Below are 18,645 nucleotides of genomic sequence, written 5' to 3' on the forward strand. Positions count from 1 at the left end.
GCCATGCCTGCGAACATCGCCGAGCGCGTACGCCGTATCAAGCCCTCGCCCAGCACGGCGGCGGCGCAGCGCGTACGCGAACTCAAGAGCCAGGGCCTCACCATCCTCGACCTGACCGTCGGCGAGCCCGACTTCGACACCCCCGACCATGTCAAGGCCGCCGCGATCGCGGCCATCGAGGCGGGCGAGACCAAGTACACCCCCGTGAACGGCACCCCCCGGCTGCGCGCCGCCATCACCGGCAAACTCCGCGCCCGCCACGGCATCGACTGCACCGACGCGCAGATCACGGTCGGCGGGGGAGCCAAGCAGGTCATCTTCCTCGCCCTGATGGCCACGCTGGACGCAGGGGACGAGGTCATCGTCCCCGCCCCCTACTGGGTGTCCTATCCGGACATGGTCCGCGCGAACGACGGCACCCCGGTCGTCGTCGACTGCCCCGAGACGGACGGCTTCAAGCTGACACCGGAGCGGCTCGCGGCGGCGATCACCGCACGCACCCGCTGGGTCGTCCTCAACACCCCGGGAAATCCCACCGGATCGGCCTACTCCACCGCCGAACTGCGCGCGCTCGCCCAGGTGTTGCTGGCGCACCCGCACGTGAGCGTCCTCACCGACGAGATCTACGACGAGATCTGGTACCGCGAGGAGTCCGCCCCGTCCCTGGCCGCCGTCGAACCCCGCCTGGCCGAGCGGGTGTTCCTCACCAACGGCGTCTCCAAGACGTACGCGATGACGGGTTGGCGCCTCGGATACGGGGTCGGCCCGGCGGACCTGGTCACCGCGATCAACACCCTCCAGTCCCAGACCTCCTCCTGCCCCTCTTCCGTGAGCCAGGCCGCCGCCGCTGCCGCGCTCACGGGGCCGCAGGACTTCGTCCAGGACACCGTGCGTGTCTACCGGGCCCGCCGCGACGAGACCGTGAAGCTCATCAACGACGTTCCGCAGCTCGGCTGCGCGGTCCCGGACGGCGGCTTCTACCTCCTCGTCAACTGCCGGGACGCCATAGGCCAGTTGACACCGGACGGCCGCCGGATCGAGAACGACGAGGACTTCGCCCGCCACCTCCTCGACGACCAGCAGGTCGCGGTGATCCACGGAGCCGCGTACGGCGCCCCCGGCTACTTCCGTATCTCGTTCGCCACGTCCACGGACGTCCTCACCGAGGCCTGCGAACGCATAGCGACGGCCTGCGCCGCACTGACCTCCGCTCCCGCACCCTCCGTCTGAAAGGTCATCATGATCCGCGTCAGCACCAAGTTCGAGCGGCCGGACGACGCCCTGGTCGAGCAGCTGAGCGCCTTCTCCTCGGCCACCATCCACGAGGCACAGGGCCGCCTCGGGGCGCTGGACTCGGCCATCAAGCCGGTCGACCGCACCATGTCCCTGTGCGGCCCCGCCTTCACCGTCCAGTGCGCCCCGCGCGACAACCTCATGCTCCAGACCGCCATCGCCTACGCCCGCCCCGGCGACGTCGTCGTCGTGTCCGCCGGCAACTACGAGGAGGCGGGCTCCTTCGGGGACGTCCTCGCCAACGCCTGCCAGGCCAAGGGGCTCGGCGGCCTGATCACCGACACGGGCGTCCGGGACACCGAGGACCTGCGCGCCCTGGGCTTCCCCGTCTTCTCCCGCAGCGTGTCCATCAAGGGCACGGTCAAGGAGACCGTCGGACCGATGTGCGAGCCCGTCACCGTCGGCGGCGTACTCGTCCGCCCCGGCGACGTGATGCGCGCCGACGCCGACGGTGTGGTCGTAGTCCGCCGCGAGGACGCCGAGCGGGCGGTCACCGCGTCGCAGGAGCGGGTCGACGCCGAGGCGGGGTACATCGCCGCGTACCGGGCGGGCAGAACAGTCGTCGAGATGTGCGGTCTGGCGCCGCTTCTCGCCGCGAAAGGACTGGTGATCGAGGACGAGTGACGGGGAAGCACCCGGCCGGGCGGGCGTGACCCGGCCCGGCATCGGCACTCATCCTCAAGGAGGACAGGGCCCCGCCGCCTCGTGCAGCGGCACCAGACGGGAGTGCCAGCACGAGCACGATGTCCCGGCGCACCCCCGCGAGCCAGGCTGGTGATCCACCCGAACCCAGACCTGGAGATCCCTTTCTCGTGGCTACCTTCCTCTACCGGTTGGGCCGGACCGCCTTCCGGCGGCGCTGGCTCGTGGCGCTGCTGTGGGCCGTGCTCCTCGGCGCCGTCGGCCTCGGCGCCGCCAAGGCTCCGGCCGCCTCCGACGACGGCACGTCCTTCATGCCCGGCATCGAGGCGCAGCAGGCGTTCGACCTGATCGGAGAGCGCTTCCCGGGCGGCGACGCCGACGGCGCCGACGCGAGGATCGTGTTCGTCGCCCCCGACGGCGAGAAGGTGACCGCGTCCGCCAACCGTGCCGCCATCGACACGCTCGTGACCGGTGCGGCCGACGCACCGCGGGTCGAGTCCGCCGTCGACCCGTTCACGACGGGCGCGGTCAGCAAGGACGGCTCCACCGCCTACGCCACGGTGAACTACAAGGTCAAGGCCGACGACCTCACCGACGCGGACAAGGCCGCGCTGGAGCAGGCCATCGCCAAGGTCCGCGGCTCCGGCCTCACGGTCGAGGTCGGAGGCACCGCACTGGCCACCCAGCCCGCGGCGGGCGGCTCCGCCGAGGCCATCGGTGTCGCCTTGGCCGCCGTCGTCCTCCTGATCACCTTCGGCTCCCTCGCGGCCGCCGGCCTTCCCCTGCTCACGGCCCTCGTCGGGGTCGGGGTCAGCATGGCCGCCATCCTCGCCCTGGGGAGCGTCTTCGGCCTGTCCCTGACCACGGGCACGCTCGCCACCATGCTCGGACTGGCGGTCGGCATCGACTACGCCCTGTTCGTGGTCTCGCGCTACCGGGAGGAACGCGCCAACGGCCATGCCCCGCGCGAGGCGACGGGCCTCGCCGTCGGGACGGCCGGATCCGCCGTCGTCTTCGCCGGGCTCACGGTCGTCATCGCGCTGGCAGGCCTGTCGGTGGTCGGCGTACCGATGCTGACCAAGATGGGCCTGTGCGCGGCGGGTGCCGTGGTCGTCGCCGTCCTGGTCGCCCTCACCCTGGTCCCCGCCCTGCTCGGCATGTGGCCGGACGCCGTACTCTCCCGTGCCCTGCGCAAACGAGGTCCCGAGGCAGGCCGTTCGACCGGGAACGCGGACAACGGCGGTACCCGGTGGGCGCGGTTCGTGCTGCGCCGCCCGTGGACCGTGCTGGTGGCGTGCGTCGCGGGCCTTGGTGTGCTGGCGCTGCCCGCCGCGAGCCTGGAGATGGGCATGCCGGGTGCCGAGTCCAAGCCCGTCTCCTCGACCGAGCGACGCGCCTACGACGCCCTCGCGGACGGCTTCGGCGCGGGCTTCAACGGCCCCCTGACGATCGTGGTGGACACCAAGGGCGTCGCCGACCCCAAGGCGGCCGTGGCCGGGATCGCCCAGGAGATCGGCGCGACCCGCGGTGTCGTGTCCGTCTCTCCGGCGCGGTTCAACCCGGCCGGTGACACCGCGCTCTTCTCGGCGGTCCCGACCGCAGGACCGAACACCGAGGACACCAAGAACGTCGTCAGGACGATCCGCGCGGAACGCGCCGACCTCGAACACGAGACGGGCGCGACCTTCGAGGTCACCGGCAGCACCGCGATGAACATCGACATCGCCCAGGCCCTCCAGAACGCCCTCGTGCCCTACCTGGCCGTCATCATCGTCCTCGCCCTGCTCCTGCTGCTGGTGGTCTTCCGTTCGGTCCTCGTCCCCGTCAAGGCCGCGTTCGGGTTCCTGCTGTCGGTACTGGCCGCCCTCGGCGCGGTCGTGGCGGTCTTCCAGTGGGGCTGGGGCGCGGACCTGCTGGGCGTGGAGCAGGCCGGTCCGATCATGAGCCTGATGCCGATCTTCCTCGTCGGCATCGTCTTCGGCCTCGCGATGGACTACGAGGTGTTCCTCGTCGCCCGCATGCGGGAGGCGTACGTCCACGGTGGCCGGGCCCCGCAGGCGATCGTCACCGGCTTCCGGCACAGCGCGCGGGTGGTCGGCGCCGCCGCGGTGATCATGATCGCGGTGTTCTCGGGCTTCATCGGTGCGGGCGAGGCGATGATCAAGACCATCGGCTTCGGTCTCGCCGTAGCCGTCCTGTTCGACGCCTTCGTCGTACGGATGGCACTCGTACCCGCCGTACTCGCCCTGCTCGGCGACAAGGCGTGGTGGCTGCCCGGCTGGCTCGACCGACTGCTGCCCCGCGTCGACGTCGAGGGCTCCGGGCTCACCGCGTCGCCGGCACCCGGCACCGGACCGACGCACAGCGAGCCCGCGCGACAGGAACCGGCCCGTCTCTGACGCGATCCGCACGGGTGGGCCGCGGCGCCGGACACGACGGCGCCGTGGCCCCGCCATGCCCAAGTACTCTGCCTGTGGAACCGTCTCGGAGCGTGATGAGCACAAACTGGCAGCGCAGGGCAGCGAACCGCCCGCAAGCCGTCGACGCCGCGATCCTGGTCCTGCTGTTCGCCTTCACCGGCTGCGGCGTCGCCTTCACCCGCGTGATCATGTCCGAGACACCGCTCCTGTGGCCCGGCCTGGCCCTGTCCGCGATCGCCTGCGCGGCGCTCCACTGGCGCCGCGACCGCCCGCTCCCGGTCCTCGCCGTCACCCTGTTGTGCAGCATGGGCCAGGGGTTCCTCGGCTACCTCCTGACGCCCGGGCTGATGGGCCCGCTCCTGGTCTCGCTGTACTTCACGAGCGTGCGCACCTCCCGCCGGACCACCTGGAACAGCGCGCTGACGGCCGCCGCCGGCATGATCGTCGCCGGGCTGTTCCTCCCCTCGTACCACAACTCCCTGATCCTCGCCCTCGTCAATCCGGCGGCGTGGGCGCTGCTGTCCGCGGTCTTCGGCAGTTACGTCCGGGTGCGCCGCGAGTACGCCGTGGCCCGCACCGAACACGCGGCCCGCGAACGGGAGGAGGAGACCCGCCACCGGGTGATCCAGGAACGGATGCGCATCGCACGCGAACTGCACGACGTCGTCGCCCACCATCTGACCCTGGCCGACGCCCAGGCGGGCACCGCGGCCCACCTCGCACGGACCGACCCCGACAAGGCCTTGGAGATCGTCGCCAGACTGCCGGAGTCCACAGGCGCGGCGCTGCGTGAACTCAAGGCGACCGTGGGGCTCCTGCACCAGGACACCGATCCCGCGGACGAACTGGCCCCCGCACCGGGACTCGGGCAACTGCCCGCCCTGATCGACGCCTGCTCGGCGGCCGGCCTGGAGGTGACCGTCACCACCGAGGGCCCGCCGCACCCGCTGACCCCCGTGCTCGACCTCACGGCCTACCGGATCCTCCAAGAGGCACTCACCAACGTCACCAAACACGCCACGACCCGTACCGCGCGGGTCCGGCTCTCCTACACCCGCCGCCGGCTGACCCTGACGGTCACCAACGACACCCCACTGGACCGCCCCGCGCCCGCCCGCCACTCCGCAGGCGGCTTCGGACTGCTCAGCATGCGCGAGCGCACGACGGCGGTGGGCGGCACCTTCCACGCCGGCCGCGGTCAGCAGGGCGGCTTCGAGGTCACCTGCACCCTCCCGCTCACCGGCAACGAAGTCAGCGACAAACGCCGTCACGACGAAGGCCTGGCCCCATGACCATCCGCGTCCTGCTCGCCGACGACCAGGCCCTGCTCCGGGCCACCTTCCGCATCCTCGTCGACTCGGCCGAGGACATGACCGTCGTCGCGGAGGCCGCCGACGGCCAGGAAGCCGTCGACCTCACCGCGACGCACCGGCCCGACGTGGTCGTCATGGACATCCGGATGCCGAACCTCGACGGAGTCGCCGCCACGGCGGCCATCTGCGCGCGCCCGGACCTCTCGGACACCCACATCCTGATCCTCACCACCTTCGAGAACGACGCGAACGTGGCCAAGGCCCTGCGCGCCGGCGCGAGCGGCTTCCTCGGCAAGGGCGTCAGCCCCGACACCCTGCTGGCAGGCATCCGCACGGTCGCCGACGGCGACGCCCTCCTCTCATCCACCGCCACCCGGGCCCTCGTCACCCGCTTCCTGACCACCCCGGACACCGACCACTTCCTCGCCCTCCCCGACGCCGTCAAGACCCTGACCGACCGCGAACGCGAAGTCATGGCCCTGGCGGCGTACGGCAGGTCCAACGCCGAGATCGCGGAGCAGCTCGTCCTGAGCCCACTGACCGTACGCAGCCACATCCAGCGGGCCATGACCAAGCTGGACGCCCGCGACCGCGCCCAGCTCGTCGTCATCGCCTACCAGAGCGGCCTGGTGAAACCACGTCCGCAGCCCGGTAGTTGAGACCGGCCGTTCTCCTCACCACGGGTCACGGCTTGCGGGCGAGCCCACCGTGTTCGGCGACCACCTGGGGCGCGGGCGATGTGGTGTCCGGCCGCCAGAGCGGGACGGAGACGACACCGGGATCGAGCAGCTCCAGACCGTCGAAGTAGGACGTGATCTCCTCGACGGTACGCAGGTTGTAGGGGACGGCGCCGCTTTCGTTGTACGCGTTCTGCGCCTGCTCGAAGACGGGATCGATGCCCGCCGAACCGTCGTTGACGGAGAGATGACTGCCGGACGGCAGCGCGGCCATCAGCTCGGTGACGATCGACCGGGCCTGCTCGTAAGTGGCCACATGCCCGAGGATGTTGCTGAGGATCAGCGCGGTCGGCCGGGACAGGTCGAGCGTCTGCGCGGCGGCCTTGAGAATGCGGTCGGTGTCCACGACGTCGGCCTCGATGTACGAGGCCGCCCCCTCCGGCGTGGAGTGGAGCAGGGTACGGGCATGCGCGAGAACCATCGGGTCGTTGTCGACATGGACGATCCGGGTCTCGGGCGCGATGCGCTGGGCGACCTGGTGGGTGTTGTCGGCGCTGGGCAGCCCGGTCCCGACGTCCAGGAACTGCCGTATGCCCGCCTCGGTAACCAGAAAGGTGATGTTGCGGGCCAGAAAGGCACGGCTGCCGCGGGCGATGGCGACGATGCCGGGGAAGACGTCCGTGTAGGCGTCACCGGCCGCCCTGTCGACGGGGTAGTTGTCCTTCCCTCCCAGCCAGTAGTTCCAGATGCGTGCCGAATGCGGCACCGATGTGTCGATCTGCTCGCTCATGGGCGGCGTTCCGTCTCTCGGCAGGGCGTGGGCCATGGACAGGGCAAGGATGGTTCGACGCACAACCTACGTCCCAACAGCCTCTGTGTGTACGTCAGTTGAGCGCATCCTTGCCCCGTGTTCCTCAACTTGCGCCGGGTGCCGTGTACGTACCGAAGAAGCGCACCTCGGAGAGGTTGATGATGTTCGTGTTGGACAGCCGTACGTACCGGTAGGGCACCGGGTCGTCGGCGGTGTCGATGCGGGCGAGGTTCTGCCACTGGAGGGTCGCCTGGGCCTTGGCGGTGATGGCCGTCCAGGTGACGAGGTCGTGGGAGCCGAGGAGTTGGAGCCCGGCGGCGCGGGTGGTGCCGTACGAGTCCTGGCGCACGATCAGGTCGGCGCGGTCGAGGGCGAGCGAGCCGCCCTCGCGGAAGTCCCAGACGATGTAGTACTGGCCGTTCACCGCGCGGGTGTCGGTGTACGTGGTGAGCTTCGCGTCGAAGAGCAGCGCGGTGGCCGCCGCCTTGGTGGACTCGGACGTACCGGTGAGGCTCACCAGGTCCGCCTTGGCCATGACGCCGTTCACGATGTTCTGTTCGTTGGAGAGGTAGAGGTACGAGTCGTCTGTGGTCGCGTAGAGGGTCGAGCCCTTGGCGCCGGCCGCCGTGGTGTAGTCGGCGCTGAAGCGGAGTGGGCGGCCGGAGTCGATGTCGTCGGGCAGGACGGCCCGCGCGCGGAACGTGGTGTCCCCGCCCCGCGTGACCTCGGCCGGCTGCCCCTCGATGGCCACCGCGACATCGGTGACGGCCTCCTTCGCGGCGAGCGTGAGGGTGACGGTGTCGCCGCCCACGGCACGGCCCGGGAGCGCGTTGTCCGACGAGAGGACCGCCGAGGAGATCTTGTTGACGGCCTCGTGGCGGTCGCCGTGGATACGGAGTTCGCTGAAGGAGGAGATGCCCGGGTAGGCGGGATCGGTGGGGACGCCCGGGGAATCCACCTGGACCTTGAGGAACCGGTACTGCTCGCCTTGCAGTTGGTCGAAGACGTCGATGGTCTCCAGGGCGAAGTCGTCGTCCGTGGTGTCGGTCGTCTCGCTGACCGTCAGCTTCGTCCAGGTGACCTTGTCGTTGGAGCCGTAGACATTGGCGCCCTGCGAGCGGTTGGCGAAGTTGTAGCGCGCCTGGAGGCCGAACGCGGTCGCGGAGAAGCGGTGGTCGACGCCGAAGTCGAGGACGAACGGGGCCCGCAGATCGCCGCTGGTGGTGTTGAAGTCGCCGTCGGTCATGTTGGCGATCGCGGCGGCGGTCAGGGTGGGGGAGGAGACGAGGGAGGGATAGGCCAGGCTGCCGTCATCGGCCAGGCGGGGAGAGAGGAGTTGAAGCTTGCTCACCGCCGCCTGGAGGGTGGCCAGGTTCGCGAGGAACGTCTCGTCGTCCGCCGTGTCCGTCGACGCCCTGACGGAGTCGGCGACGGGCTGGAAGAGGGCGAGGGAGGCGGTGGTGTAGGTGGCGGCGGTGTCGTAGGCGGCGAGGGCGAGTCGGTAGGCGGACGCCCGGTCGGCCGCCACCGGGAGGGTCACGTCGAGGACGGTGTCGACCGTGCCGTCCGAGGCGACGACATGGAAGGTGTGCGGGCCTGTCTGCGAGGCGCCGGGGGTCCAGGTCAGCGTGCCGGTCGCCGCGTCGAGCCGCGCGCCCGCCGGAAGCCCCTCGGCCTCGTACGTGACCGTGTCCGAGGAGTTCGGGTCGGTGGCCGCGAGGGAGCGGGTCAGGGGTGCGCCCCTGAGCCCGATCATCGTCGTGGTGAGGCCCTGCGGGAACAGTGGCGGCGAAAGCTGGCTGACCGCCAGGAGGTTGACGTGGTCGAGGTCGACGGTACCGTGCGGCCGGCCCTTGATCCGGTAGTAGGCGATGTAGTTCCCGACGACGGTCGTGGGGACGACGGAGGCCTGGAGGTTGTAGGTGAGGTAACGCCACTGGCCGTGTGTGTCGGGCACGGTGAGTGTGTAGTAGGGCGCGCTGCCGCGGTCGCGGCTGATCTCCAGGGTCGCGGAGGCGGTGGTACGGAAGCGCACGCCGACCGGGTAGTACTTCGAGGTGTCGCCGTACATCAGCTGCCGGATGGCGACGACGCTTCCCTTCTTCGAGGGGCGGACCCGGACGAACTCGTGCCCGTCCTCGGCCCGCACCTTCGAACGGCCGTCCAGCAGGATGCTCTTGGTCGCGAACGGCACGTTCGGGCCGCTGGGCTCGGGCGGGGTCTGGCCCGCGACGGCCCTGGGCAGGGACAGCCAGTACTCGGGATTGGGCTGGATGCCGCCCCAGAAGTTCGCGAGCGAGCTGCCGTAGTAGTAGGTCGGGCCCTCGGCGTCGCGGTGCGTCTCCAGCAGGCCCGGCGCCTCCTTCCGGAGGTCGGCCGGCTGCTCGTAGGTGTAGACGTGGTACAGCTCGTCGAGCGGGTTGAACAGCCGTCCGCGATACGCCTCGGAGACCTTGCCGGGGCCGCCGGTGGTGTCGATCCAGGGGATCGCGTGGCCCAGCATGTAGCGGTAGAAGGGGTCGTTGCCGGTCAGTAGGCGGTTGTCGAGGAAGCGGTAGGGACTGACGGCGTCACGGGCCGTGGAGACGGTGCCCTTGACCGGGTCCACCCGGGTGCCCTGGACGGTGAGGATGCGGGCCAGGCCGGTGGCGGCGTAGACGTCGTCCTCGGCGTGCGCCTGGTCGCGGCCCATCTCCTGGAGCTGGATGAAGGAACGGCCGAAGGTGTTGAGCGGGTCCTTCCTGTCGATCCTCGGGTAGAGCGAGGCGATCGCGCCGTTCTGCTCGGGCCGCGTGGTCGTGGAGTTGACGGTGTACCACTCGACGCCCTCGCGATAGCGGTCGAGGTTGTCGGTGAAGATGTAGCCGGCCAGGGCGCCGACCAGCGGGTAGAGATGCTGGTTGTAGTAGTAGGTGTTCTTGTGCAGGAACGTCTCCGTCATCGGGACGACGAGATTGGCCGTCAGATTCGCGGTGTCGGAGTCGTGCCAGACGATGTCGTAATCGGCGTACGGGGTGGACGCGGCGTCGAGGTCGGTCGCACGGAAGATCTCGGCCCCGGCCAGCAGCCGATAGAGCGGCACGCCGGAATGGATCTGGGCGTCGGCGTAGTAGGCGTACTTGTCCGGGGCCATGTGGCTCCAGATCCGGATGATCCGCATGCCGTTGGCGCGGTGGACCGGGTCGCCGGTGACGAAGAACAGGATCGCCTGGGTGAGCACGCCCCAGGAGTCCTCGATGAGCTTCGACTCCGTGCCCTGGGAGGCGAAGGTGTCGGTGCCCGGGAGGTCCGGGACGCTGCCCAGGTTCTTGGATTTGAGCGTCGTGGAGGCGTACGACGTCTGCCGCATCGCCGCGTAGTAGCTCGCCCAGGGTTCGCGGCCGGCGAGCACCTGGGCGCGGGCGAGACGGAGATTGCCGGCCGAGACACCGATGCCGGGGTGGACGAAACCGTTGGGGCTGCGCCAGGTGCGCAGGACGGGCAGACCGTCGTCGGCCGGCGCTTCGTCGGCCATGGCGCGTCCCGGCGCCACGGCGGGCAGGCCGAGCGCGGCGGCGCCGACGGTCATGGCGCCGAGGACGGTACGGCGGGAGGGGCGTTGGGCGTACGACGGCTGGTGACGTCTGTCGGACATGCTGCGGCTCCGGGTGCGGTCGTCGTCAGATCCAGGTCGATTGCGGGGTGGTGTAGTAATCGTTTGCTGCCAAGCTAGGTGAGACCAGTGACACCTATCAAGAGGCGTGCGACCGCTTATGACGTAAACGATTACCGTCGCGTGGGATCGGACTCCTGCCCGCACCTCTAGTCAGCCTGTATATGGGCTATGTAGAGTACGGGCATGGGTACGCCGCGTATGACCCTGCAGACCCAACTGGTCCTGCGGGCTTTGCTGGAGGATCCCGCCGAGCAGCGGTACGGCCTGGAGCTGTGCGGGGTGGCGGGACTGCCGTCGGGCACGATCTATCCGATCCTTGCCCGGCTGGAACAGGTCGGCTGGGTGGACAGCGTCTGGGAGGACCCGGCTGTCCATGAGACGGCCGGGCGCCCACGCCGCCGCTTCTACCGGATCACCCAGGACGGCGCCGAGCAGGCCCGCGACGCCCTGGCCCGCGTCTACCGGTCCCGGAAGAAACCTCTGCCCGGCTGGGCGGCCGTCCGCCCGGCGACCGAGGGAGGCCCGTCATGAAGGCCCGCCGCCGGTCAGGGGCGCGCCGTGTCGTACGGGCAGGCAAGGCACAGTCCCTCGACGGCCTGCTCGCCGCTGTCCGCGCACACCACCCCGAGTCCGACACCGCCCCGGTGGAACGCGCCTATGCCGAGGCCGCCTTCTGGCACGAGGGCCAGCGGCGCCGCAGCGGGGACGCCTACGTCACCCACTGTCTCGCCGTCGCCGCCATCGTCGCCGATCTCCGGCTGCCCCCGCACGTGGTGTGCGCGGCGCTGCTTCACGACGTGCTGGACGACACGGCCTGTCCTCCGCAACGGATCGCCGACCGATTCGGCCCAGAAGTCGCCGACTTGATCGCGGCGATCGGAGCCGCCGAGGTCTCCTGGTACTGGCAGGACGGCAGGGCGACGATGCCCGCGTCCGATGTCGCCGACCCGTCACCGGAGATGGCCGTGCTGGCCGTCCGACTCGCCGACCGGCTCCACAACATGCGCACCATCACGTTCCTGGCCAGGGCCAGGCAGCTTCTCAAGGCCCGTGAAACCCTTGAGGTGTTCGTGCCCGTGGCCTCTGCGGCGGGCCTGGATACGGTCGGCCGTGAACTGCGGGACCTCGCCTCGGCGGTCCTGCAACCGGCGCCGTCTTCGTACGCCGTCACGGGACGGCTCCTGACAGCATGCACTCTGCTGCTGCCCGCAGGGCAACGCGCACGCTGGCAGGAGGAATGGGGCGCCGACCTGGCCACCCACACCACCCGCCGCGCGCGCACCCGCTTCACACTCCGCGTCCTGCTCGGCACCCCCCGACTGTCGATGACGCTGCGCCGCCCTTTACGTCAGGAACCGCGATGACGAGCGGGGCGGCGCGACTGGGTGCCGTCCTCGGGACAGTGGCCGCGTTCGTGATGGCCATGGTGCAGGGAGGGCTGACCGCATGGGCGGCCGGAGCACTCGCCGTAGGCGGACTGGCGTTGGTGGCGGCAGTGCTCTTCGTCCCCAGCGAGACACCGGCTCGTCGTCTGTGCCGGCTGCTCCAGGCCTGGCAGAACCCCACGTCCGGTGCCGCCGGACCCGAGCCGAGCCGGCGCCCGGCACGACCTTCCGCTCCGCAGGACGGGCTGTGACGGCCGGGACGCTGCAACGGGCCGCCGACACCCGCTCGGTCGGAAGCGGATCACGACGATCGTGGGCGACAGCTCCTCCAGGCGCCGGATCGCCGTCCAGAGCCCGGCCTCGGCCGCCGCACTGCGCGGCGGCATGAACTCGATGGGCCCGTCTTCCGCGATGCCGGTGCCGGGGGAGGACCACGGGGGAGGAGCAACAGAGATGCTCCCCCGTCCGCAGCCCTTCCCCGGCCTATGGGGCCTGCCGTCAGGGCGCGGCGAGTTCCTCACGGACCGTGCGGGCTGCCGCGACCAGGTGCTCAAGCGATGCGCGGGTCTCGGGCCAGCCGCGGGTCTTCAGGCCGCAGTCGGGGTTCACCCAGAGGCGCTCGGCGGGGATCGCCTTGAGGCCGGTGCGGAGCAGGTCGGCGGCCTCCTCGGTGCTCGGGACGCGCGGGGAGTGGATGTCGTAGACGCCGGGACCGGCCTCGCGCGGGTAGCCGTGGGCGGCGAGTTCGCGGGCGACCTGCATGTGGGAGCGGGCGGCTTCGAGGCTGATGACGTCGGCGTCCAGGTCGTCGATGGCCTGGACGATGTCGCCGAACTCGGCGTAGCACATGTGCGTGTGGATCTGGGTGTCCGGACGGACACCGCCGGTGCTCAGCCGGAACGCCTCCGTGGCCCAGGCCAGGTAGGCGGGACGGTCGGCGGCCCGCAGTGGCAGCGTCTCGCGCAGTGCGGGTTCGTCCACCTGGATGACCGAAGTCCCGGCCGCCTCAAGGCCGTTGACCTCGTCGCGCAGGGCGAGGGCGACCTGGCGGGCGGTGTCGCCGAGAGGCTGGTCGTCGCGGACGAAGGACCAGGCCAGCATGGTGACCGGCCCGGTGAGCATGCCCTTGACCGGGCGTGAGGTGAGGGACTGGGCGTACGTCGTCCAGCGCACCGTCATGGGTTCGGGGCGGGAGATGTCGCCGGCCAGGATCGGCGGGCGGACATAGCGGGTGCCGTACGACTGCACCCAGCCGTGCTGCGTCGCGAGGTACCCCGTCAGCTGCTCGGCGAAGTACTGGACCATGTCGTTGCGCTCGGGCTCGCCGTGGACGAGGACGTCGATGCCGGTCTTCTCCTGGAAGACGATCACCTCGCCGATCTCCGTCCTGATGCGATCCTCGTACGCCGCCTGGTCGATCCGGCCCGTCCTCAAGTCGGCGCGGGCGGTGCGGAGTTCGGCGGTCTGCGGGAAGGAGCCGATGGTGGTGGTCGGCAGCAACGGCAGGCGCAGGTGGGCGCGTTGGGCCCTGGCACGCTCGCCGTAGGGCTGTGAGCGGCGGGCGTCGGCGTCCGTGACGGCGGCCGTGCGGGCTCGTACGGCGGGGTCGCGGGTGATGGGTGATGCGGCTCGGGTGGCCAAGTCGGCGCGGTTGGCGGTCAGTTGGGCGGTGATGGCGCCGGTGCCCTGGGCGAGCCCCGTGGCGAGGGTGACGATCTCGGTCGTCTTCTCGCGGGCGAAGGCGAGCCAGCGCAGGATCTGCGGCTCGATGTCGCGTTCGGCGGCAGTGTCGAGGGGGACGTGGAGCAGGGAGCAGGACGCCGACACATCGACCCGGTCGGCCAGGCCGAGGAGGGTGCCCAGCGTCGACAGCGACTTCTCCAGATCGTTGACCCAGATGTTGCGGCCGTTGACGACGCCTGCGACCAGGCGCTTGCCGGGCAGGCCGCCCACCGCCGCGAGCGCGTCCAGGTTGGCGGCGGCCGACTCGGTGAAGTCCAGCGCCAGCCCCTCGACCGGCGCCTTCGCCAGCACCGGCAGCGCGTCGCCGAGCCGGTCGAAGTAGGACGCGACCAGCAGCTTCGGCCGGTCGGTGAGCCCGCCGAGGGCACGGTAGGCGCGGGCGGCGGCGTTCAGCTCGGCCGGAGTGCGGTCCTGGACCAGGGCCGGCTCATCGAGCTGCACCCACTCGGCGCCCGCCGCCCGCAGATCGGCGAGAACCTCGGCGTACACCGGCAGCAGCCGGTCCAGCAGGGTGAGCGGGTCGAAGCCGGCGGGCACGCCCGGGGCGGGCTTGGCGAGCAGCAGATAGGTGACCGGGCCGACCAGCACCGGGCGGGTGCTCAACCCGAGGGCGAGAGCCTCCTTGAGTTCACTGACCTGCTTGGCCGAGTCGGTCGTGAAGACGGTGTCCGGTCCCAACTCCGGGACGAGATAGTGGTAGTTGGTGTCGAACCACTTGGTCATCTCCAGCGGCGCCACGTCCTGCGTACCCCGCGCCATCGCGAAGTAGCCGTCCAGCGCGTCGGCCTCGACGGCCGCGCGGTGGCGTTCCGGGATCGCGCCGACCATCACGGTCGTGTCGAGGACGTGGTCGTAGTACGAGAAGTCGCCGGTCGGGACCTCGTCGATGCCGGCGTCGGCGAGCCGGCGCCAGTTGGCGGCACGCAGTTCGGCCGCGGTGGTGCGGAGGGCGTCGGCGCCGGAACGGCCCTTCCAGTAGCCCTCGATGGCCTTCTTCAGTTCCCGGTTCGGGCCCTGACGGGGGTAGCCGTACACGGTGGACCGTGCTGCCGCGGCTGCGGACTTCGCTGTCACGGAAATCTCCTTCGCGAGATATCTCCCCGGGATCCCGGGACGGGACGAGGAGCGCGAAGGGAACGACACACCGGGCGGACGCGCGACGGCCGTCCGACCGGATATGTACGCCGACCCGCCCACGAGGTCACCGGGATGTCCGCGCACGAGTGCTTCGTACGCGGGCAACGGGCAGGTCTTCGGACTCGCGAGCACGCCCTCCGACCGGAGGACACCTACTGGCCGTCGCTTCCCAGACCCTGTTCACCGGATCCAGTGCGTATGACGGCGGTCGTTCTCGCTCACCGCTGCGGGGCAGTCCCGGATTCCCACCGGGTTCCCTCTTGCGACGCATCCCGCCTGGCGGACGGGGCGAACCAGCTGCACGGACCAGCCTAAGGGGCAGCACCAGGGCGCGGTGGATCACGCCCGGCATATGTGACGTGCGCCATACGGCTGCCCCGGAACCCGGCCCACATCCGGTCCGACTACTCAACCGGTACGGCGCGATCCGAGCGACGCCGTACGACGTGACTTGGAGACGCGGTTGATGGACGAGTCCCGGCAATCCTCCTTACCCGGCGCGGGTGCGGTCCTGCGGAGAGCGGCGCCCCCGCCCGCACTCTGCGGCTTCCTCCTGCTGCTGGCCCTGGTCTTCACGGTGTCCTACGCCGCCGGGACCGCCTCCGGCCCCGTCGCGCCCGGGATGCACAGCACGGGTACCGGCACGGGCACTGGCACGGGCGGCGGGACCGGCGAGACGGACGACATGGGCGACATGGGCGACATGGACATGAGCGGAGGAGGCAACTGATGGGCGCCGAACCCACGACCGTCCTGGTGACCACCGATCTGACCGTCGGCGGCATGACCTGCGCGGCCTGCGTCACCCGCGTCGAGAAGAAGCTCGGCAAGCTGGACGGCGTCACGGCCACCGTCAATCTGGCCACCGGGCGGGCCCGGGTGAGCCACCCGGCGGACGTCGGCCCCGACGAACTGGTCGCGACCGTGGAGAAGGCCGGCTACACGGCCGCCCTCCCCGAACCGCCCAGGAAACGGGAGGCCACGGACGACGGCGGGCCCGAGGAGACGACGCACGAACGGGACCGGCTCGTCGTGACGGCCCTGCTCGCGGTGCCCGTGCTGGTCCTGTCGATGGTGCCCGCGCTCCAGTTCGGCAACTGGCAGTGGCTGTGCTTCGTACTGGCCGCGCCCGTCGCCGTGTGGGGCGCCTGGCCTTTCCACGAGCGGGCGGTACGGGGGCTGCGGCACTCCGCCGCGACCATGGACACCCTGGTCTCGCTGGGCGTCGTGGCGTCCTTCGCCTGGTCGGCGTACGCACTCTTCCTCGGCGGTGCCGGCACCCCCGGCATGCGGATGCCGTTCACGCTCCTGCCGTCCGCGTCCGACGGCGTCGCCCACATCTACCTCGAAGCGGCAGTCGGCGTACCGCTGTTCGTGCTCGCGGGCCGCTTCCTGGAGGCGCGGGCCCGGCACGGGACCGGGGCGGCGCTGCGGTCGCTGGCCCGGCTCGCCGCCAAGGAGGTGTCCGTCCGGGAGGGCGACGGCTCCGAACGGCTCGTCCCCATCGAGGAGTTGATGGTCGGGCAGGTTTTCGTCGTGCGGCCGGGGGAGCGGGTCGCCACCGACGGCGAGGTGGCGGAGGGCAGTTCGGCCGTGGACCTGTCCCTGGTCACCGGGGAGAGCGAACCGGTCGAGGTCGGGCCCGGCTCGGCCGTGGTCGGCGGTGCCGTCAACGCGGGCGGGCTGCTGCTCGTACGCGCGACGGCCGTCGGCGCCGACACCCAACTCGCGCGCATCACACGGCTGGTGACAGAGGCTCAGGCCGGCAAGGCCCGTGCCCAGCGGCTGGCCGACACGGTGGCCGGTGTCTTCGTGCCCGTCGTGCTGGCGCTGGCCGCGACCGTGCTCGGGTTCTGGCTGGGCGCCGGGGCCGATCCGCAGGCGGCGATCACCGCGTGCGTGGCCGTCCTGGTCGTGGCCTGCCCGTGCGCGCTGGGCCTCGCGACCCCGACCGCGCTGATGGCCGCGACCGGCCGGGGCGCTCAGCTGGGTGTCCTGGTCACCGGTCCGCAGGCGCTGGAGGGACTTCAGCACATCGACGCCGTCGTCCTCGACAAGACCGGCACGCTGACCTCGGGGCACATGACCGTCGCCCGGGTCGCCGCCGTACCGGACGGGCTCGGACGTGACGAGGCGCTGCGCCTGGCGGGGGCCGTCGAGTCGGGCTCGGAACATCCGCTGGGCCGGGCTGTCACCGCGTACGCCCGGCGGGAGTCGGGCGAGCGGCGGCTGCCGGAGGCGAGTGACTTCGGTGCCCTGCCGGGGCGGGGTGTCCGCGGCCGGGTCGAGGACCGGATGGTCGAAGTCCTCGCGCCGGACGACGAGTTGCCCACCGCCCTCGCCGACGCTCTGGCCGTGGCCGAAGCCGCCGCACACACCCCCGTGCTGGTCCGGGTGGACGGCAAGGCCGAGGCACTGATCGAGATCGGTGACGTCGTACGGCCCGGCAGCTACCGTGCCGTCGAGCGGTTGCGGCGCCTCGGAGTGCACCCCGTGCTCGCCACCGGCGACCGTGACGCACCCGCCCGTGCCGTCGCGTCCGCCCTGGGCATCGACGAGGTGCACACCCGCCTCACCCCCGAGGGCAAGGCCGAACTCGTCCTGGACCTCCAGGAGCAGGGCTATCGGGTCGCGGTCGTCGGGGACGGTGTGAACGACGCCGCGGCGCTGGCCGGTGCCGACCTCGGGATCGCGATGGGCAGCGGTACGGACGTCGCCATCGGGGCCGCCGATGTCACGCTGGTGCGCGGAGACATCGAGGCCCTCGCGGACGCGGTCCGCCTCGCCCGGCGCACGCTGGGCACGATCCGCGTCAATCTGGTGTGGGCCTTCGGCTACAACGTCGTCACCGTCCCGCTGGCCATGGTCGGTCTGCTCAACCCGATGCTCGCCGCGGCGGCCATGTCCGCCAGCTCGGTGCTCGTCGTCACCAACAGCCTGCGGCTGCGCGCCTGGCAGCCCTCACCCGCCTCCCGGAGACACACCCCATGAGCGACCGAGCCCCCTGGCGGCCGACGCGCCGCCAGCTCACCGATGCCCTGCTCGCCGCACTCGCGCCCGTCGGTGTGTGCGGTCTGGCCCTCGGCGGTCTGAGCACCTGGACGGCGTACGGCAACGCGGGCACCCCGCCGCGCGTCGCGGTCACCGAGGGCCGGATGTTCCTGCCCACCGGCGACACCCCGGAGACGGCGGCCTTCTTCCGGATCGTCAACAGCGGAGGATCGGCCGACCGGTTGCTGAAGGTGACGTCCGCCGGGGTCGGGAAGGGGGCCCTCACCCTCAGCCGCCACCTGATGACCGGCGCGCGCACCGCCTCCGCGGAGACGGTGACCTCGGCCGAGATCCCCGCCGGAGACCGCCTCGCCATGTCCCCGGACGGCCTCGACGTGATCGTGCCGGTCAAGGCCGGCTGGCAACCCGGTGACCTCGTCTCGTTCACCCTGCACTTCGAGCACAGCGGAGCGGTGAGGACGCTGGCGGTGGTGGTCCGCCCGGGCGAGGACGGGGCTTGACTCCCGTCCCCGGCCTCGGACGCGGGAACTCGGCGCCACCCGTGGCCGACTACTGGT

Annotated in this window: 14 protein-coding genes and 1 riboswitch; of the genes, 11 read left to right on the forward strand and 3 right to left on the reverse strand. The window is 71.2% G+C overall.

Annotated features, from left to right (window positions below; genetic code table 11):
* Window positions 1-3 precede the first annotated feature (3 nt).
* From OG787_RS49455 to OG787_RS49475, 5 genes are all read left to right on the forward strand, one after another.
* The gene (locus OG787_RS49455; RefSeq protein WP_405540020.1) at window positions 4-1,230 is read left to right on the forward strand and encodes an aspartate transaminase; all 1,227 of its coding nucleotides are present in this window, start codon (window positions 4-6) and stop codon (window positions 1,228-1,230) included.
* A gap of 9 nt (window positions 1,231-1,239) precedes the next feature.
* On the forward strand, window positions 1,240-1,917 hold the full coding sequence (locus OG787_RS49460) for a 4-carboxy-4-hydroxy-2-oxoadipate aldolase/oxaloacetate decarboxylase (protein WP_405540021.1): 678 nt from the start codon (window positions 1,240-1,242) through the stop codon (window positions 1,915-1,917).
* Between the two features lie 188 nt (window positions 1,918-2,105).
* On the forward strand, window positions 2,106-4,334 hold the full coding sequence (locus tag OG787_RS49465; RefSeq protein WP_405540023.1) for an MMPL family transporter: 2,229 nt from the start codon (window positions 2,106-2,108) through the stop codon (window positions 4,332-4,334).
* A gap of 95 nt (window positions 4,335-4,429) precedes the next feature.
* Entirely contained in the window at window positions 4,430-5,647 is a 1,218-nt protein-coding gene (locus OG787_RS49470; protein ID WP_369031570.1) for a sensor histidine kinase, read from the forward strand.
* Window positions 5,644-6,327: a response regulator gene (locus tag OG787_RS49475; protein WP_369031569.1), complete on the forward strand. Its 684-nt coding sequence runs from the start codon at window positions 5,644-5,646 to the stop codon at window positions 6,325-6,327. Before OG787_RS49470 ends, OG787_RS49475 begins: the two co-directional genes overlap by 4 nt.
* 25 nt (window positions 6,328-6,352) lie before the next feature.
* On the opposite strand, the gene OG787_RS49480 is transcribed toward OG787_RS49475, so the two are convergent.
* Window positions 6,353-7,135 (reverse strand): SAM-dependent methyltransferase, encoded by a 783-nt coding sequence (locus tag OG787_RS49480; RefSeq protein ID WP_405540024.1) that lies wholly within the window; start codon window positions 7,133-7,135, stop codon window positions 6,353-6,355.
* 124 nt (window positions 7,136-7,259) lie between these two features.
* A complete protein-coding gene (locus OG787_RS49485) occupies window positions 7,260-10,790 on the reverse strand; it encodes a putative Ig domain-containing protein (protein WP_405540026.1) in 3,531 nt (1,176 codons plus the stop codon).
* Window positions 10,791-10,994: 204 nt separating this feature from the next.
* Here OG787_RS49485 and OG787_RS49490 point away from each other — a divergent pair, with 204 nt between their 5' ends.
* The 3 genes from OG787_RS49490 to OG787_RS49500 are packed head-to-tail and all read left to right on the forward strand — an operon-like array spanning window position 10,995 to window position 12,447.
* The gene (locus OG787_RS49490; RefSeq protein WP_369031564.1) at window positions 10,995-11,342 is read left to right on the forward strand and encodes a PadR family transcriptional regulator; all 348 of its coding nucleotides are present in this window, start codon (window positions 10,995-10,997) and stop codon (window positions 11,340-11,342) included.
* Complete coding sequence (locus OG787_RS49495) at window positions 11,339-12,175, forward strand: HD domain-containing protein (RefSeq protein WP_369031563.1); 837 nt, start codon at window positions 11,339-11,341, stop codon at window positions 12,173-12,175. The genes OG787_RS49490 and OG787_RS49495 overlap by 4 nt, the downstream gene beginning before the upstream one ends.
* The gene (locus tag OG787_RS49500; protein ID WP_369031562.1) at window positions 12,172-12,447 is read left to right on the forward strand and encodes a hypothetical protein; all 276 of its coding nucleotides are present in this window, start codon (window positions 12,172-12,174) and stop codon (window positions 12,445-12,447) included. Before OG787_RS49495 ends, OG787_RS49500 begins: the two co-directional genes overlap by 4 nt.
* Window positions 12,448-12,694: 247 nt before the next feature.
* Here the strand turns inward: OG787_RS49500 and metE are convergent, their stop codons facing one another.
* The gene (metE, locus tag OG787_RS49505) at window positions 12,695-15,013 is read right to left on the reverse strand and encodes a 5-methyltetrahydropteroyltriglutamate--homocysteine S-methyltransferase (RefSeq protein ID WP_405540028.1); all 2,319 of its coding nucleotides are present in this window, start codon (window positions 15,011-15,013) and stop codon (window positions 12,695-12,697) included.
* A gap of 152 nt (window positions 15,014-15,165) precedes the next feature.
* Window positions 15,166-15,389: riboswitch (cobalamin riboswitch) on the reverse strand.
* A gap of 153 nt (window positions 15,390-15,542) precedes the next feature.
* Here metE and OG787_RS49510 point away from each other — a divergent pair.
* From OG787_RS49510 to OG787_RS49520, 3 genes are read left to right on the forward strand one after another with little or no spacing between them, the layout of a single operon-like run.
* A complete protein-coding gene (locus OG787_RS49510) occupies window positions 15,543-15,806 on the forward strand; it encodes a hypothetical protein (protein ID WP_405540029.1) in 264 nt (87 codons plus the stop codon).
* Entirely contained in the window at window positions 15,806-18,067 is a 2,262-nt protein-coding gene (locus OG787_RS49515; RefSeq protein WP_405540030.1) for a heavy metal translocating P-type ATPase, read from the forward strand. The genes OG787_RS49510 and OG787_RS49515 overlap by 1 nt, the downstream gene beginning before the upstream one ends.
* Complete coding sequence (locus OG787_RS49520; RefSeq protein WP_405540032.1) at window positions 18,064-18,588, forward strand: copper chaperone PCu(A)C; 525 nt, start codon at window positions 18,064-18,066, stop codon at window positions 18,586-18,588. The genes OG787_RS49515 and OG787_RS49520 overlap by 4 nt, the downstream gene beginning before the upstream one ends.
* Window positions 18,589-18,645 lie beyond the last annotated feature (57 nt).

It is taken from the genome of Streptomyces sp. NBC_00075 (genome assembly GCF_045041225.1).
Lineage (GTDB): Bacteria > Actinomycetota > Actinomycetes > Streptomycetales > Streptomycetaceae > Streptomyces > Streptomyces adonidis.